This window comes from Deltaproteobacteria bacterium (assembly GCA_019309045.1).
In the GTDB taxonomy this organism is placed as follows: Bacteria; Desulfobacterota; Syntrophobacteria; order BM002; family BM002; genus JAFDGZ01.
This window is the reverse complement of sequence record JAFDGZ010000067.1, coordinates 1-14,937: the sequence shown is the minus strand read 5'-3', so window position 1 is coordinate 14,937 and position 14,937 is coordinate 1. Positions and strand designations below refer to the sequence as shown.

General features: G+C 50.7%; 20 protein-coding genes. 13 read left to right on the top strand and 7 right to left on the bottom strand.

Features of this window, described 5'->3' with window-relative positions; genetic code table 11:
• From JRI89_13230 to JRI89_13220, 3 genes are all read left to right on the top strand, one after another.
• The coding region (locus tag JRI89_13230; protein ID MBW2072200.1) for a hypothetical protein at positions 1–704 on the top strand (704 nt) is incomplete at its 5' end.
• A 103-nt stretch (positions 705–807) separates the two neighbouring features.
• On the top strand, positions 808–2,163 hold the full coding sequence (locus tag JRI89_13225) for a sigma-54-dependent Fis family transcriptional regulator (GenBank protein ID MBW2072199.1): 1,356 nt from the start codon (positions 808–810) through the stop codon (positions 2,161–2,163).
• Between the two features lie 321 nt (positions 2,164–2,484).
• A complete protein-coding gene (locus tag JRI89_13220) occupies positions 2,485–4,353 on the top strand; it encodes a SpoIIE family protein phosphatase (protein ID MBW2072198.1) in 1,869 nt (622 codons plus the stop codon).
• Positions 4,354–4,359: 6 nt separating this feature from the next.
• Here JRI89_13220 and JRI89_13215 read toward each other — a convergent pair whose 3' ends face one another.
• Positions 4,360–6,306 carry a protein kinase gene (locus JRI89_13215; protein MBW2072197.1) on the bottom strand — a complete coding sequence of 649 codons (1,947 nt, stop codon included), beginning with the start codon at positions 6,304–6,306 and terminating at the stop codon, positions 4,360–4,362.
• Positions 6,307–6,463: 157 nt separating this feature from the next.
• Entirely contained in the window at positions 6,464–6,877 is a 414-nt protein-coding gene (locus JRI89_13210; GenBank protein MBW2072196.1) for a hypothetical protein, read from the bottom strand.
• 821 nt (positions 6,878–7,698) lie between these two features.
• Between JRI89_13210 and JRI89_13205 the strand changes: the two genes are divergently transcribed.
• From JRI89_13205 to JRI89_13180, 6 genes are all read left to right on the top strand, one after another.
• Positions 7,699–8,004 (top strand): winged helix-turn-helix transcriptional regulator, encoded by a 306-nt coding sequence (locus tag JRI89_13205; protein ID MBW2072195.1) that lies wholly within the window; start codon positions 7,699–7,701, stop codon positions 8,002–8,004.
• 9 nt (positions 8,005–8,013) lie between these two features.
• Complete coding sequence (locus tag JRI89_13200) at positions 8,014–8,196, top strand: hypothetical protein (GenBank protein MBW2072194.1); 183 nt, start codon at positions 8,014–8,016, stop codon at positions 8,194–8,196.
• Between the two features lie 12 nt (positions 8,197–8,208).
• Positions 8,209–8,472, top strand: coding sequence for a hypothetical protein (locus JRI89_13195; GenBank protein ID MBW2072193.1), 264 nt, complete (start codon positions 8,209–8,211; stop codon positions 8,470–8,472).
• 179 nt (positions 8,473–8,651) lie between these two features.
• The gene (locus JRI89_13190) at positions 8,652–9,491 is read left to right on the top strand and encodes a sterol desaturase family protein (protein ID MBW2072192.1); all 840 of its coding nucleotides are present in this window, start codon (positions 8,652–8,654) and stop codon (positions 9,489–9,491) included.
• 267 nt (positions 9,492–9,758) lie between these two features.
• Complete coding sequence (locus JRI89_13185; GenBank protein MBW2072191.1) at positions 9,759–10,406, top strand: class I SAM-dependent methyltransferase; 648 nt, start codon at positions 9,759–9,761, stop codon at positions 10,404–10,406.
• 53 nt (positions 10,407–10,459) lie between these two features.
• A complete protein-coding gene (locus JRI89_13180; GenBank protein MBW2072190.1) occupies positions 10,460–10,666 on the top strand; it encodes a DsrE family protein in 207 nt (68 codons plus the stop codon).
• A gap of 309 nt (positions 10,667–10,975) precedes the next feature.
• On the opposite strand, the gene JRI89_13175 is transcribed toward JRI89_13180, so the two are convergent.
• Together JRI89_13175 and JRI89_13170 are read right to left on the bottom strand one after the other, a co-directional pair.
• Positions 10,976–11,371, bottom strand: a complete 396-nt coding sequence (locus JRI89_13175) for a type II toxin-antitoxin system VapC family toxin (protein ID MBW2072189.1) — start codon at positions 11,369–11,371, stop codon at positions 10,976–10,978.
• Positions 11,368–11,613 carry a type II toxin-antitoxin system Phd/YefM family antitoxin gene (locus tag JRI89_13170; GenBank protein MBW2072188.1) on the bottom strand — a complete coding sequence of 82 codons (246 nt, stop codon included), beginning with the start codon at positions 11,611–11,613 and terminating at the stop codon, positions 11,368–11,370. Before JRI89_13170 ends, JRI89_13175 begins: the two co-directional genes overlap by 4 nt.
• A 103-nt stretch (positions 11,614–11,716) precedes the next feature.
• Here JRI89_13170 and JRI89_13165 point away from each other — a divergent pair, with 103 nt between their 5' ends.
• Together JRI89_13165 and JRI89_13160 are read left to right on the top strand one after the other, a co-directional pair.
• Positions 11,717–11,998 carry a hypothetical protein gene (locus JRI89_13165; protein ID MBW2072187.1) on the top strand — a complete coding sequence of 94 codons (282 nt, stop codon included), beginning with the start codon at positions 11,717–11,719 and terminating at the stop codon, positions 11,996–11,998.
• A gap of 190 nt (positions 11,999–12,188) precedes the next feature.
• Positions 12,189–12,536: a hypothetical protein gene (locus JRI89_13160; GenBank protein ID MBW2072186.1), complete on the top strand. Its 348-nt coding sequence runs from the start codon at positions 12,189–12,191 to the stop codon at positions 12,534–12,536.
• 116 nt (positions 12,537–12,652) lie between these two features.
• Here JRI89_13160 and JRI89_13155 read toward each other — a convergent pair whose 3' ends face one another.
• From JRI89_13155 to JRI89_13145, 3 genes are all read right to left on the bottom strand, one after another.
• Entirely contained in the window at positions 12,653–12,937 is a 285-nt protein-coding gene (locus tag JRI89_13155; protein ID MBW2072185.1) for a hypothetical protein, read from the bottom strand.
• A gap of 358 nt (positions 12,938–13,295) precedes the next feature.
• On the bottom strand, positions 13,296–13,691 hold the full coding sequence (locus tag JRI89_13150) for a type II toxin-antitoxin system VapC family toxin (protein MBW2072184.1): 396 nt from the start codon (positions 13,689–13,691) through the stop codon (positions 13,296–13,298).
• Entirely contained in the window at positions 13,691–13,945 is a 255-nt protein-coding gene (locus JRI89_13145; GenBank protein MBW2072183.1) for a type II toxin-antitoxin system VapB family antitoxin, read from the bottom strand. Before JRI89_13145 ends, JRI89_13150 begins: the two co-directional genes overlap by 1 nt.
• A 436-nt stretch (positions 13,946–14,381) precedes the next feature.
• Between JRI89_13145 and JRI89_13140 the strand changes: the two genes are divergently transcribed.
• Positions 14,382–14,609 (top strand): type II toxin-antitoxin system Phd/YefM family antitoxin, encoded by a 228-nt coding sequence (locus tag JRI89_13140; GenBank protein ID MBW2072182.1) that lies wholly within the window; start codon positions 14,382–14,384, stop codon positions 14,607–14,609.
• Between the two features lie 2 nt (positions 14,610–14,611).
• Positions 14,612–14,937 (top strand): type II toxin-antitoxin system VapC family toxin (locus tag JRI89_13135; GenBank protein ID MBW2072181.1); only part of this gene is annotated, 326 nt, incomplete at its 3' end.

The window sequence follows — 14,937 nt, the reverse complement described above, 5'->3', positions numbered from 1 at the left end:
CAAAGCTGGCAGCTACCGGCAAGCTGGCTGCAGGGATAGCGCACGAGATACGCAATCCCCTCAGTTCGGTGCGAGGTTTTGCCCATTTTCTCAAACACTCCCTTGCAGACGACCTCCAGGCGCAGGAGTATGCCGATACCATTATAAGAGAGGTGGATCGGATCAACAGAGTGGTCTCAGATCTGCTCACGTTTGCCAGTCCCCTTGAACCAGAACTTCTGCCAACTGATCTGCAAGAGCTCGTGAAGCACAGCGTGCGCCTGGTGCAGGCTGACGCCGAAGCCAGAGAGGTGCAGCTCGAGGTGGAGGTGTCTGCCGGCATGGGAGAGATATATGTGGATGAGGGCCAGCTGACCCAGGCGCTTCTTAACCTTCTTCTCAATGCTATTCAGGCTATTGGAGAAAAGGGAACAGTTCGGGTGGGAGCACGCCTCGAGCAGCCCACCTCCAGATTGCATTTGTGGGTGGAAGACAATGGCCAGGGAATTGCCGCTGCCGACCGGGAAAAGATTTTCGATCCTTTCTATAGCAGCAAGGACAAAGGCACTGGCCTGGGTCTGGCCATTGTGCACAAGATAGTGGAGAATCACCAGGGTGAAATCAGGGTGGAAAGCCCGCTGCCAGGCAGTGATAGAGGCAGCAGGTTCACTATGGTCATCCCAACGGATATTACTGACCTGAAAGACAAAAGGAAGACGGCCTGAGGACAGCCCGGCAGGGTGGCGAGGTGAGAGAGACTGAGAGAAACCGGAATCCCGTGCCAGAAGGTGACGGGCAGTATGCTCGACGAGCAGAGCTGGAGAACAGATGAAAGCAAGAATACTGGTAGTAGATGACGAGGCAGCCCATAGGCACATGCTGGAGACAGTGCTCAGCGTCGAGGGGTATGAGGTGGAGCAGGCCGACGATGGTCAGACCGCCATAGGTGCAGTGGAGCAGCGTTTCTACGATCTTATTCTCCTGGATATTCGCATGAGCAAAGTCGACGGCATCGAGGCGCTGCGAAAGATCAAGGAACTCAGTCCAGGTATTCCAATCATAATCATGACTGCCTATGCCTCGGTGAATACCGCCATAGACGCCCTCAAATCAGGCGCCTATGATTATCTGACCAAGCCTCTCGATATAGATGAGCTCAAGATTCTGGTAGGCAAGGCCCTGCGGCATCGACAGCTGGAGCAGGAAAACATTTTTCTGAAAGAACGGCTGGATGATCGCTTCGACTTTAGCAATATCATTGCCCGCAGTGAGTCCATGAAAAAACTCTTCGATACCATGGCCCTGGTGGCGCCGACCGAAGCCACTGTGCTCATTGTGGGGGAAAGCGGCACCGGCAAAGAACTCATTGCCAATGCCATCCATCAGAACAGCCCTCGCCGGGACAACCCTTTTGTCAAGGTGAACTGTGCTGCCCTGCCGGAAACTCTGCTGGAAAGTGAACTCTTCGGCCATGAGAAAGGCGCCTTTACTGGAGCCGTATCCCGCAGGCAGGGCCGATTTCAGCTCGCTCACCGCGGCTCCATTTTCCTGGATGAAATCGGCGAGATGGCGGCCGCTACCCAGGCCAAGATCCTTCGGGTCCTCCAGGAGCGGGAAGTAGAAGCCCTGGGCAGCAGCCGCACCATAAAAGTGGATGTCAGGGTAATTGCCGCCACCAACAAGAATCTCCAGTCAGAAATAGAACAGGGGCGCTTCAGGGAAGATCTCTATTTTCGGCTCAATGTAGTGACGCTGAGCGTGCCGCCTCTGCGGGATCGCCGCGATGATATTCCTTTGCTGGCAGATTTTTTTCTCAAACAGTACGCCGAAAAAAACCGGCGTCACATCAAAGGCTTCAGTCCCAGGGCTCTGGATATCCTCATGCGGCACAATTGGCCAGGGAATGTACGGGAACTGGAAAACGTGGTGGAGCGGGCGGTGATCATGGCCAGGGGCGACACGGTTACACCAACGGAACTTCCTGACAATCTCAGAGTGCTGGATAAAGAGTACCAGGAAGCTGCGGTGAATTTGCGTACAGGCAAGTCACTGAAAGAAATGGAAAAACAGATGATACTGCGCACTCTGGAAGAGACTGGCGGCAACCGGACTCACGCCGCCAGAATTCTCGGCATCAGCAGGCGAACCCTGCAGCTGAAGCTCAAGGAATATGGGATCAATTGAGGAGTTATCAGTCATCAGTAGAGGTGTTGGCAATATGTTGGTAGCCGCAGACTTTAGCCTGCGTTGTCCTGTGTTGATAGCTATTTCGACAAGCAATTGCGCCATGGCGCCATTGTAATACTGGCCGCTGGTTCAGCCTGAAGGTTAGCCGCCAGCAATCGGGCGGTGAAAGGGGTGCACTTTCATTTTGCCATCAACCGTTATCAGTTATCAGCAAGGCTCCGGTAGGAGCGGCATCTTGCTCCGATGCCTCACCAAGATGTCAAAGCCCTACAGGAACTGCTCTCTAATGACGATACCAAAAAACCAAGGAGCAACCTGTTGATCAGGACAAGAAGTTTGCAGCAGAGACTTCTATTTTTCCTGCTGCTGCCGGTAACATTGCTTCTGGTGGCAATGGGAATAGTGGGCTTTCTGTATGCCAGAAACATTCTGTTTGCAGAATGGCAGGAAGCTGCCATCCTCAAGCTGCAGCGGGCAGCGCATGATGTGGACATGCGTTTGGACCGTCCCAGGGAATTGCTCGATCTTTTCCATAAAACAGGCGGCATACCGGATAATAGTGCCATTCAGAGCTGGATCCTGGAACAGTTGCAAGGGCTCGAGGGAGTGGCCCGAGTTGCCCTGACCACAGAAGGAAGCCAGTCCCACATGACCTCGGGTTCTGCTCAAGGCAGCCAATGGAGAATGAGTCGCCGGGGACGTATGACGGGGAAGGAGTCAGATACCCTGCCGTCAGCTTCTGAGAAAGAGACTCGCGGGAAATGGCCAATGATGATGCGTTTTCACCGGGGCTGGGTAAAGGAGATAACCCCGCCACGCTTCGATTCTCTGGTGCAGCACGAAACCGTGTCGATCATTTCAGAGTTGAGCGACAGCAGGGATCGCCTGGTGGGAAAGCTCGAGGTGACTGTGCGTTTTGACTATCTGGTGAAGAATGTGGTGACCGCAGGCTGGTGGCAGAGTAATCAGGCGTTTCTGGTGGATGACACTGGCAGGGTGCTCATGTGTACTGACCACACTCGCAAGTTTCTCGGAGAGAACAAGAGTTTGTTAGAACTGGCGACCCTCAGCGCAATGAAAGAAAAATCCTGGGGCACTGTTTTCGGCAAAGGGCACCCTCCTGACGAGGTAAGCGGATTCTACAGACTGGAGAAAGCCCCATGGAGCATCGTCCTGATAGCTCCTGGGGACAAAATCCTTGAGCCCATAGTGCGCTTCAGAACCTACTATACCCTCACGGGCTCGGTTTTCATTCTGGCTATTCTATTGTTGATCCGCTGGGTAACGAGAAAGCCCATTCTTTCAATCAAAGAGGTATCTGAGGCGGCCGACAGAATAGCACATAATGATTTCAGCTCACTGCCCAGTGTCCGGGCAGATGACGAAGTAGGCCAGCTCATACGGAATTTCAATACCATGGTTGTTCATCTTGAGGAGCGGTTGCGCTTGAAGGAAGCACTTACTCTTGCCATGGAGGTGCAGCAGAATCTTCTGCCTGCTACAGCACCACAAGTAAAGGGTGTGGATATTGCGGGCACGAGCATCTATTGTGATGAAACAGGTGGAGACTACTATGATTTTCTGGAATTCTCGCCCCTAAGCAATGGCCGGCTGGGAGTAACTGTGGGCGATGTGGCAGGCCACGGCGTCTCAGCCGCTCTTCTCATGACCACGGTGAGGGCACTGTTGCGCAGCAGAGTGGCTCAGGGTGGCAGACTTGGGCAGCTGGTAACAGATGTTAACCGACTTCTTGCTCTCGATACTTCTGCCTCCGGGAATTTTATGACCCTGTTTTTTACAGCAATCGATCCAGAAAATTCTGAATTGGAGTGGGTGAGAGCTGGACATGAGCCGGCACTGTTGTATGATCCGGCTGCTGATTCATTTGTTGAGCTGCGAGGCGACGGCATTGCCCTGGGAATTGACGAGGAGTGGTCTTTTCAGGAGAACAGCTACGCTGACTGGCACACCTCTCAGATTATCCTGATTGGCACTGATGGCATCTGGGAAACAGAGAATTCGGAAGGTGAGATGTACGGCAAAGCGCGGCTGCGTGCAATCATCCGCAGACACAAAGAGAGCACTGCTCAGGAATTGGTGCAGGCCATCATCGACGAACTCTCTCGTTTTCGGGGAAAATCCCCACAAACAGATGATATTACCCTGGTTGTCCTCAAGAAACAGTAAGAACTGTCATCTCTGTCCAGTCAGGCTGAGGGCTCCGCGGAAGCCAACCTCTTCGAATGCTTCCCATGGGTGGCGCGGCACTATTGTGGGAGAGGTTGTCTCTGCAGCAGTTGCCCTGGGAACCCCTCCTAGAACAACAAATTGCCAGGACACTTTGCCTTGTTTCGAGGTGCCTTTCCAGGTGCGAATAGCCCACTCTCCTACACTCTCATTCAAGCCGCGAATGCCATACTGATTTGGTTTGAAAAGCATTACCGGAAAAGGAAAGGGCAGCCGGGGCTTGCGGTACTGGTCAGCTGCTTGCCCCTGGCCATACATGCCTTCATGCATCCGGGCCATGTCCATTTCCATTGTTCTGCTTTCCTCAGAGGAAACCTTTTTGGGGTTTCCACCATCTATTGATCCTTTCCCCAGTGCCAGGAGCCACTCGCTCTCTGTAGGTAGCCGTTCCCCATAAAACCTGACGTAGGCCTGGGCGCCATAAGCTGTAACTCGGAGAACAGGACAGGCAGCATGAGCTGAATTCTTGATGCGAAACTTGCCGTCTTTGAATACAATGGGTTCATAGCCCTCGAGCACCTCACCAAGAAACATCCAGATGTTGCCGCTGTCATCCCGCACTACTCCTCCGTCTACTTTGAGGCCCGGCAATGCGTGCCGGTTGAGGAATTCAACATACTGGTGGTTCGTTACCTGCGTTTCGTCCAGATAGAAGGAGTCGACTTCCCGCCGTGTTCCTGCCTGCAGCCAGAGTTGTGCTGGGAGCTCTACCTTGCCGGCTGGTATCAACCTCATTTTTACGCCGTCTTTTCCCTCGAGTATTTCCGCAGCTAGAGAGGCATTTGGCGGCAGAGAACCAGGTTTGCTTTCCTCCTCAAGCACTGTTTCCTGTCCAGGATTTGCCTCTGGAGCAGAAGGCCCAATAGGAGGGCCCGTTTTTCGGCCTCCCGTCAGCAGTGAAAAAGTCAATATGCTGCCGATGGCAATAAACAACAAAACCACTGCTAGGGTCAGAAGGCTTCTCCGGCTTCGTGGTCCTGTTGGCTTCTTCTTGCTCGAGGGCTGCACTTCCCGGGTGTGTCCAGTTAACTGCAGGATAACCTCTTGCAGTTCTGCGGCAGAGGCAATTCTCAGTTTCTTGTCTGGTTCCGTGGTCTTCTGAATGATCCGGTCCAGTTTTTCAAAGAAGGCCGTCTTGGTATTTGCCAGCGTTGCTTTCTGAAAGGGAGTCGCGCCGTGAGGAATTTTGCCGTCTACTGCTTCGTAGAGAATTTTGCCAAGAGCATAGATGTCTGCCCGTTCGTCCACTCTGCCAAAATCGTAAAATTGCTCTGGAGACATATAGGGTGGTGTACCCTTCACATCCATGGATCTGGTCACTGGCTCCAATTTGCAAGAGCGCGCTAGACCGAGATCGACGATTTTGGGAGTTGTGCCGTCGAGCAGGACATTGTGCGGCTTCAAATCTCTGTGAATTATGCCCGCCTGGTGCAATGCCCGCACCCCTCGGATAACCGGCAGGAAGTAGTTTCGCAGCCAGTTTCTTACCGCCTCTTCGTCGGGATAGAATCCTTGCTCGGGCATGGTGGCGCGCAGGTCTGCGCCGGGAACGTATTCCATGGCAATGTATTCGATGGGGATATCATGATCATTCATTTTAATGATGAGTGTGCCCTGGTCGTATACCTGCACCACGTTCACATGGCGAATCTGTGCCATTGCCTGCACTTCTCGCCGAAAGCGGTGCAGGGCGTTGTCGACTTCCTCGGGCTCGTCTTCGAGAGACTCCAGCCACTCCTGAGAAATGACCTTGAGGGCAATGTCGCGCTTCAGATTTAGTTGATATGCCCGATACACTTCGCCCATGCCGCCCCTGCCAATAAGCTCGAGGATCACCCACTTGTCGTCAAGCACAGCTCCAATGGGCAAAGTGTTGTGATGGGCCTTAGTCATAGTGTATTCAATCTCCTGGGCTGGCGATTCAGGCCTTCAGAAGGCAGGAACTTCCCTGGGTAAATCCGAGTTGGATGTCGAATCACTGCAATACCCTGACACACTGCGGGGGATTTGCCTGGCATCAAGCCGGGCCTCCCCCGCAGACAGGTTGGCTCTATTCAACTTGGTACAGGTCATACATGGTCTGTTTCTGCAGCTTTTGCGACCAGACCACCTGGTAGGTGTTCCCTTTCTTGACCTCGAGCTCGTTCACAATTATTGAAGTCCCCTTGGCATCTATTTTCCCTTTGGTTCTCACCACCTCGCCCAAGTATTTGACTTTGACGTCACGCGGAAGGTTGGGGAGCATATAGTGCTTTTGTGGGCTGATCAGCAAAACAAAATCAGGTTCAAATTGAGCGTGTACCAGCATCATCTGGGTGGAATATTGATGGCCCTGAGTAGCATAGTTCAAGCCCACTATCTGTCCATCGACTGTTTTCTCTGCACTGGCACTGACAGCTACGGGTATAGTCAATACCAGTAGCATTACCAGAAGCACTGCTGTCTTGAATTTTTTGGTAAGCATAGTTTCACCTCCTTGGGTTTCTCTTTTCCTGATGGGTAAAATGTCCTATCAGCTTTTGTCTGAAAGGATCCTTCAGTCGGGGTCCGGACCACACCAGGACTGTTGCCTGAGTGAAGAGCAACGAGCATGCCACGGAGAGGTCTAATTTAGCTCTAGAAGAAAGTGTTACCTAATATATTGAAAAGAAAGGAAATATAATGATAGAAACTCATAATTCCATGTGAGAGTTAGCTGCAAGCTCGAAATTATCCAGGTCCACATGCGTAATAAATACACAGTATCACGATTTGCCCGGATGCAATGCGCATAGATTTCACACCGGGAATTGACATTGGTTGTTTTTTTGCGGCTGGAACCAATCGCGAACCGATAATCAAGCATAAGGCTGAGTGTTGGCATGTTGTGGGAACAAGAAAGTTTTTGATTTTATGGTCTGGTCTGGTCAGGTCAAACTAGAAAAAAGAGGTGGTTCAAATGGTAATAACCAGCATATCCCAGGTAAAGGTGGAGCGCTTGACGCTCGTCACTAATAATCTGCATCTCAAAAAGTACAGAGTCCCCTGTTGCATACTTGACAGAGCCAACCTCTAGAGGCAGCCAACAAGGGCAGAGTGCAGCCCCGGCAAGAATCCCCTTCCTTAATCCTTCGATTCGCAAATAGAGTGAAGTATTTTGAAGATTTACCTTGATAGCAATTGCCAACTCAGCACTGAGTCCTGGATAAATAAATTCGTCATTGAACTCATGAAACCCAGGGCGCAGTTTTCCGCTTGCAATAATATTAATATTCATTTATATGTTGAAATAAGCAAAAGGAGCACATCTTGGAGTTACTCGTTAAACCTGTCGCGGCAATCTGCAAGAGCCTGGCCGATGAGAACAGACTGCGCATTCTGCTCGCTATCGGCAGGGACAGGAAGTCTGTGACTCAGATTGTGGAAGCTGTGGGATTATCACAGCCCCTGGTATCCCACCATCTCAAAGAGCTGCGGCGCAGCCATCTGCTCAAAGTGGAACGCCAGGGTCCATTTATTTATTATCAGATAAGCAATGGCTCTGTTCTGTCCCTGCTGAGCCAGGTCAGTGAGATGGCCAAAGAACTTATAGACTCACATGAACCATTCTAGGAGATTGTCATGAACCAGCGTGCCCTGGAGAACTTTATTGCCAACCTCAGTCTGGACGAGATCAAACAGACTATTTTCTCGCTGGCGGAACAAATTTTCCCTGTGATGGATGCTTCTGAAAAGCAGACGTTTATGGTCAAACTCTTTGGCAAATCAGGTGATGACAAGCTCTCCAGTATGGCGAGTCGGTGAATTGCCGAGTGCATGGACGAAGGTATCGATCCAAAAGACATGTGCAGAAAGATGGTTACAGCCATTGATGAGAACGCCGAACTGGAGAGTCTGGCCAATCCTGAGATCCGTGCCCTGTTTGCCGACTGGATGGAGGAGCTGGAGAATGAAATTCTCAATTCCTATCAGGGGAAAAAACTGTTGGAGATCGAAGATCTGACTGGTCAGTTCAAGATTTCCAGGCAGGGCGCAAATTTTCTATTAGAGAAGCTGAAGAAGGAAGGCAAGGTATCCTAGGGCTTCCTGACAGGCAGGCGTAAGAAAGGTCATTTTCCATGGGGCCGGCCAGAATGCTGGGCGCCATTTTTAAAAAAGCAGAGCATAAAAACATGTTTATCTGTTGCTATAGTCAGACGAAACAGAACCAGCGGTTGGATGGAGGGCCCAGCACTGCTTTCATACGGAATGAATAAGCGATGAGCAACGAAATTCCCGTTCGGGTAGGCTTCTTTCTTGGTGTTTTTGCCCTCATGGCTGTATGGGAGTTGCTGGCACCGCGCCGGGGCCTGACAACCTCCAAGACTGTTCGCTGGCTCAGCAACCTGGGGATCATCCTGATTAATGCGGGGGCAGTGCGCCTGGTGGTGCCTATCCTGCCCGTGTCCCTTGCCCTGCTGGCTGAGAAAAACGGCTGGGGTCTGCTCAACAATCTTGTTTTGCCTGACTGGCTGAAAGTAGCAATCGGCGTGGTAGTGCTGGATCTGGTCATCTATTTCCAGCACGTCATGTTTCATGCAGTTCCCGCGTTCTGGCGTCTGCACATGATGCACCATGCTGATCTGGATTTTGACGTGACCACAGGTTTGCGCTTCCATCCCATCGAAATCCTGCTTTCCGCTGGCATAAAACTGGCAACGGTGGCTGCCCTTGGCCCACCCACTCTGGCAGTTCTCCTCTTCGAGATTCTCTTGAACGGCACCTCCATGTTCAATCACGGCAACATACGCCTTCCAGCCAGTGTTGATCGGCTCCTTCGCTTGCTGGTGGTTACTCCGGATATGCACAGGGTGCACCATTCTGTGGTGATAAAAGAAACCAACAGCAATTTTGGCTTCAATCTTCCCTGGTGGGATCGACTGTTCGGCACCTATCGCGATCAACCAGCAGCTGGACATCGGGGCATGACTATCGGCCTGTCTCAGTTTCGGCATGCCCAGCGGTTGACCCTGCCATGGATGCTGGTTCTGCCGTTTACAGGAGACCCGGGCGAGTACGCCCTCAACCGCGGTGGGGGCAAAGTGACATTTCGACGCTAGTACTCCTTTTACGAAGATATGGAGGTGTTCGCCATGCACGCCGAGATTCAGACCAGCCCTGAACCAGGGTGCCCTCTCTGGGGCGCCAAGATGGTGCTTCGTCTGCCGATGCCAGAGCAATCCTGGAAGCCCTTCTGGATCTTCTCACGCCATCCGGAATGTCAAGGAATGTTTCAAGTCGGGTCTAACGGCAAACCAAAGGGCGATGAAGATTGGCTGGATGAAGGGATGTAAAGCCATATTGACCTGATGACGAGGGGAAAGGCAATGCCGAAAGTAAAACCATTTGAAAAGAACGTAGCCAGGTACGAAGAATGGTTTGCCAGATATGGATTGGTTTACGAATCAGAACTCCTGGCAATAAAAGCACTATTGCCTCAGGGCGGAAGCGGACTGGAGATCGGTGTCGGTACCGGACGATTCGCTGCGCCCCTGGGGATTAAAGTCGGAATCGAACCGTCCGAAGCGATGGCTGATGTGGCTCGAAGAAGGGGTATCGAAGTGATTCATGGGGTGGCGGAAGCGCTTCCTTTTGAAGATGGACGGTTTGAATTTATGCTCATGGTTACTACGATCTGTTTCCTGGATGATATAGAAGTATCCTTCATAGAAGCCTTTCGCGTGCTAAAACCCATGGGTTCCATTGTCGTTGGTTTTGTAGACCGCAACAGTCCTCTCGGGGTCATTTATGAGATGCATAAAGACAAGAATGTGTTTTACAGGGAGGCTACTTTCTATACAGTAGAAGAGGTCGTTTTTAATCTAAAAAATGCAGGATTCCATAACTTTGCCTTCACGCAGACCATTTTCCGTGACCTGGACAAGATAAAAAGAATCGAGCCGGTAGAGGAAGGCTATGGTAAAGGCTCCTTCGTTGTAGTGAAGGGGATGAAAGCAGATGTTGCAAAATCATAAGGTGTATATCAACAAGGCTTTTTTCAGACCACATATTATCAAGGGAGGCTGCCATGAAAGTACTTTTCATTATCAGCACCGACGATGCCGAGACTATGTACAATGCGCTGCGTATGGCCAATGTGGGGCTCAAAAAGGGCGACGAAGTAGGTGTCTTCATGCTGGGCAAGGCGGTTACTTACGAATCACTGGCAGACTCCGAGTTCGATGTGATTGGTCAGGTGAACCAGTTTACTGAAGAGGGGGACTTTTATGTCTGAGGCGTCTGTTTGAAGGCCCACGGTCTTGTGGGCTCAGCCAGTTGCCCAGTTGCCTGGATGGACGACCTCTACGAATTGAGCATGGAAGCTGACAAGGTCATTACATTCTAGTTTCTCAAGGAAAATAACCAAAAAGATTAGCTTGATCCATATGGACGTATTTTTCTCTCCAACGAACAAGCGTCATTTACAGGGCCGCAACTCGAAGAAGATGCAATTGGAGACGAGGAAGATTGAGCCACCTCACCTTGTTGATGCCGCCCTGGAGGGGCAGAGAATACTTCTTCGGAAGCAGTGTGCAGAGTCATCCTATGTGGATTGAAGGACGCGGAAAGATCGAGAGTACATGAGTCTGCGATCTGCTGTCACTAGAATCAGATCGTATGCGGCAGCCGTTGCTCCCAGAAACCTGTCTGCAGGGTCCTGATGTGGGAGATCCACCTCACGGCTCATGATAGCAACTTCTTTGTTGATCACGGCTTCTTTCATGGGGAGGCGGTCAAACATGTTGCGGACAGTGAGGTTGGGATCGGATCTGAACTTGAGGCGGCCCTTCTCTGCCAGCAGGGCAATTTCCCAAACGCTTATCGGTGAAAACCAGAGTTCGTTTGCATCGCTTTCCAACTCCAGGGCTACCGAAGCCGGTAGTCGTTCAGGTTCGGCGACGCTCCAGAGGATGATATGCGTATCCAGCAGTAATTTCAATCTCGCAAGGCCTCCCACTCTTTTTCGTCTGCGGCTGGCGAAATCACGTCACCTGTGATTTTTATGCTGTCCCTCATACAACCTAGCCAACTTTTTGGTTTTTCCGGTGGCGGTGGCGGCGTTACCAGCGCGATAGGCTCGCCCTTGCGTGTTATTAGAATAGAGCGACCCGTTTTTTTCACATTATCCAGAAGCCGCAAACAAGTGGCCTTGAATTTTGATATCGGGATGGTTTCCTGCATTGGAATGCTCCGGTTCTTGAAATTATCTTACTGTTACCATGGTCAATGACTATAGTCAACTAGAAATACTTGATGACGAATTCAAAAAGAACTGTTTGAGTATATGTTGCAAGCTGTTAACAATTTACCCAGGCGTGAGGACCTTGGACAATTTCACAAACATCTACCCACCATCTGTCCCCACAGCCGCGACCATGACAACATCGGCAAGTTGAAGGCAGGCGGCGCCAAAGTAGTTGACCAGCACCTGGTCATGGATGATCGAATAATTTCTTGTGATGGACCGGGTTCGGCTCTGGAAGTAGCCTTCTTGTTGATGGAATGCCTGCTGGGCCACGAAATGACACGAGAAGTGCGGCGTTACATGATGTACAGCAACCCATAATAAGGCTGACCGGATTGACCTCATGTCCTTTTTCGATTAATATAGTAGGAATTTGCAGACACGGAGAATTGATTCGTTGAGCCGAGCTTTTTGCAAGGTATTTTGCTAGGTGATCATCATGGCAAGAAAACGAAAAACAGAGCGGCAGAGGCAAAGAGAGACATCTGAAACCAGGAAGTCCAACTTCTAGATGATAACAGCAGTCGTTTCTCTGATTATGCTGACAGGTATAACTGTCAAGATAATCTTCACATCATCTTCTCATGAAGCTACGATCAGCACTGTCCAACCACTCGCCATGCAGCCCTCAAAGTCTGCAATACCACAAACACTAGAGAACCAGGTTGTGCTGGTTGCCATGAACTTCAAGTGTGCCTGCGAGGGATGCGGTGAGCTGCCTCTGGCGGAGTGCGAGTGCAAGATGGCCAGAGGGGCCCTGGAGGAGAAGGACTTTATCCGGACCAAACTGCAAGAGGGTCTGGGAGTCTCGAAAGTAATCGAACTCGTAGACAGGAAATACGGACACCGCATTACTTAGCTCTGATATTTCACTGGACCAACCGCGGCGTAACTGCAGCCGCAAATATGGTCGCGGCCTCGCATTGCGGATGCTGCTTCATTTAAATGGACAGAGAAACAGCCGGCTGCCTTTGTTTATTTTTGGGAGTCAGCTTCCTGGAGGCCTTTTGCCTCATCTGCATTCCGATCGCCAGGCAGAACTTTCTCTTTGTTGCCATTATCTGCAACGGTTTCCTTTTCTGAGTTGTCATATTTTGCCGGAACTGTTTCAGCACCTGTCCACGGTCCTCGGATGCCGCTCAGATCTCCCAGGCCAAAATGAAAACTTATTCCTGCACTGGCAGAACTATAGCCCACAAGTCCCAGGACAGCCACAATAGTCAGGATCACAATTATTTTCTTTGTTATGTTATTTTTCATCTTCTATACCTCCTGGCTGTGTTGTCTGTTTACTGCTACTCATCAACCCTGACTCCACTAAAGAGCAAAGGGGGTGCCAGAGACAGAGCACTCCTGGAGGACAAAGATAATAATTTGCATTTACAGGATATTGTTACAGAATATTTGACGAAATACTTGGGGAGAAGGTCTTTTTGGAAAAGATGACCGATTTTGGTGCATAAAATCTTTCCAGCCAGGCGCATAGTAATTGCGCAGCTTGGAGCTCAACCTAGCCGGCTTCGCCCCCTGAGAAGATGAGATTTGCGAACTATTCCTCTATTCTTTCCATAACAGTAGCTGAGCGTTAGCCGGATGAGCTGCCTTGCTATACAACTCCTCATAACAGAGGTACTGACACTATATCTGTCTGAGAGAAATCTTCACCTTTATAGAGCAAGGGTTCTCCGGACCATTTAGCCAGTGCATAAGAGCAGCAGTCGCCGATATTGAGTGCCGCAGGATGATTCCCTTTGCCGTACTTGCGCCAAGCCATCCTGGCGACTTCAAATTGCTCTTCTGTGAGTGGGACGATTTCGATTCCTGTGCGGTGCAACAGCAGGTCCAATTCCCGACCACCTGCTTCACCTTTTTTAGCCTCTATGACAAGCCCTGCTTCCAGAGCAGTGAAGGCGCTTATCAATCTCCTGGGGTCAGCCGCAATCGCTTTTGCCAGGCTTGGGGCTTCAGGTTCACCCAGGAGAATGGAGATGAGTGCCGATGTATCAATGATCATTATTCCGGGACCCCATGATGGTCGTAGCCCAAGATCTCTTCGGGAGTGCGCCTATCCAGTTCCGGCAATTCGCTGCAGCGCTTGGAAATTTTCATAATCTCCTCTACTGTGTCAGTGATCTGCCGTCTGCCTTTCAGGCGTTCCAGCCGTTCCTCCAGGGCACGGATGATAGCTTGAGTCAAATTTTCCCCACTCATAGCAGCCACCTCCCTGGCCAGTTGTTCTGCCCGGGGGTTCCTTATGCTCAGCGCCATGTGAATTCTCCATTTGTGTATTTATTATATACAAACTTATATAATCTAGATTGCGATGTCAACCAGGAAATTGTCAGGAACGACTCCCATAGTTTGCCAGCAACCAATAACCGATAACCCGCAAGTCGCAACAGACTCTCGAACCCATGCCCACAGACGGGAACGCTTCGTCTCCTGCTTGACACCCGGTACCCCTTCGCTCCTGTAGAGGCGGTCAAAGATGCGCGGAAGGTCGTTGGCCGGAACTCCTCTAATGATGAGAAGAACCTTTCGGTAAGATTACATTTTTGCAAGGTTAATATTGGGAAGTGGTGCTGTCTTGAGCCTCAAAACAGTAAGAAAAAGAAAACCCAAGCATTTTTTTCTTGCCCAAAATAAGTGTACACTTTAAAATGTACATACAGGTTCGTTGGAGGTAAAGGGGGTCATTTATAAAATGGAGATAACAGCTGCGGAATTCCGCAAGAATTGTTTCAAGATCCTGGATGCTGTCCATCAGACTCGCAAGGAGGTAGTTATCACCAAGAGAGGGAAACCGATTGCAAGACTCGTCAGCTATGAAGAAGTTCCTAAAGCAGACCCTCTAATCGGTTCGCTCCTTGGTCAGGGGGAGACAGTAGGGGACTTGACTGAACCTCTTGAAGATGTATGGGAGCTGGACTGAGTATGTTGGTGCTTGATACGCACGCATGGTGGTGGGCTGTAAACGAACCCGGGCAGCTTTCGCGGAATGCCTACGAACTGTTGTCTATGACTCCTCCTGATCAACGGGCGGTCGCCTCAATATCGATCTGGGAATTCGCCATGATGGTGAAGCGGGGACGAATCCGCTTGAGGATGTCAGCGGCAAATTGGCTCGAGTATGCTGTGGAGAAAACCGGCTTGCAAGTGTGTGAACTGACACCTAGAATCGCTGTGGAAGCATGCAGTTTACCTGGAGAATTTCACAAAGATCCAGCCGACAGGATCATTGTAGCTACTGCCCGGGTCTA

Excerpts from the sequence above, each read along its gene's own strand:
- JRI89_13225 (MBW2072199.1), top strand. The coding sequence starts at position 808 with ATGAAAGCAAGAATACTGGTAGTAGATGACGAGGCAGCCCATAGGCAC.
- JRI89_13215 (MBW2072197.1), bottom strand. The coding sequence starts at position 6,306 with ATGACTAAGGCCCATCACAACACTTTGCCCATTGGAGCTGTGCTTGAC.
- JRI89_13210 (MBW2072196.1), bottom strand. The coding sequence starts at position 6,877 with ATGCTTACCAAAAAATTCAAGACAGCAGTGCTTCTGGTAATGCTACTG.
- JRI89_13200 (MBW2072194.1), top strand. The coding sequence starts at position 8,014 with ATGAACCAGCGTGCCCTGGAGAACTTTATTGCCAACCTCAGTCTGGAC.
- JRI89_13195 (MBW2072193.1), top strand. The coding sequence starts at position 8,209 with ATGGACGAAGGTATCGATCCAAAAGACATGTGCAGAAAGATGGTTACA.
- JRI89_13190 (MBW2072192.1), top strand. The coding sequence starts at position 8,652 with ATGAGCAACGAAATTCCCGTTCGGGTAGGCTTCTTTCTTGGTGTTTTT.
- JRI89_13185 (MBW2072191.1), top strand. The coding sequence starts at position 9,759 with ATGCCGAAAGTAAAACCATTTGAAAAGAACGTAGCCAGGTACGAAGAA.
- JRI89_13180 (MBW2072190.1), top strand. The coding sequence starts at position 10,460 with ATGAAAGTACTTTTCATTATCAGCACCGACGATGCCGAGACTATGTAC.
- JRI89_13170 (MBW2072188.1), bottom strand. The coding sequence starts at position 11,613 with ATGCAGGAAACCATCCCGATATCAAAATTCAAGGCCACTTGTTTGCGG.
- JRI89_13165 (MBW2072187.1), top strand. The coding sequence starts at position 11,717 with ATGTTGCAAGCTGTTAACAATTTACCCAGGCGTGAGGACCTTGGACAA.
- JRI89_13160 (MBW2072186.1), top strand. The coding sequence starts at position 12,189 with ATGATAACAGCAGTCGTTTCTCTGATTATGCTGACAGGTATAACTGTC.
- JRI89_13155 (MBW2072185.1), bottom strand. The coding sequence starts at position 12,937 with ATGAAAAATAACATAACAAAGAAAATAATTGTGATCCTGACTATTGTG.
- JRI89_13150 (MBW2072184.1), bottom strand. The coding sequence starts at position 13,691 with ATGATCATTGATACATCGGCACTCATCTCCATTCTCCTGGGTGAACCT.
- JRI89_13145 (MBW2072183.1), bottom strand. The coding sequence starts at position 13,945 with ATGGCGCTGAGCATAAGGAACCCCCGGGCAGAACAACTGGCCAGGGAG.
- JRI89_13140 (MBW2072182.1), top strand. The coding sequence starts at position 14,382 with ATGGAGATAACAGCTGCGGAATTCCGCAAGAATTGTTTCAAGATCCTG.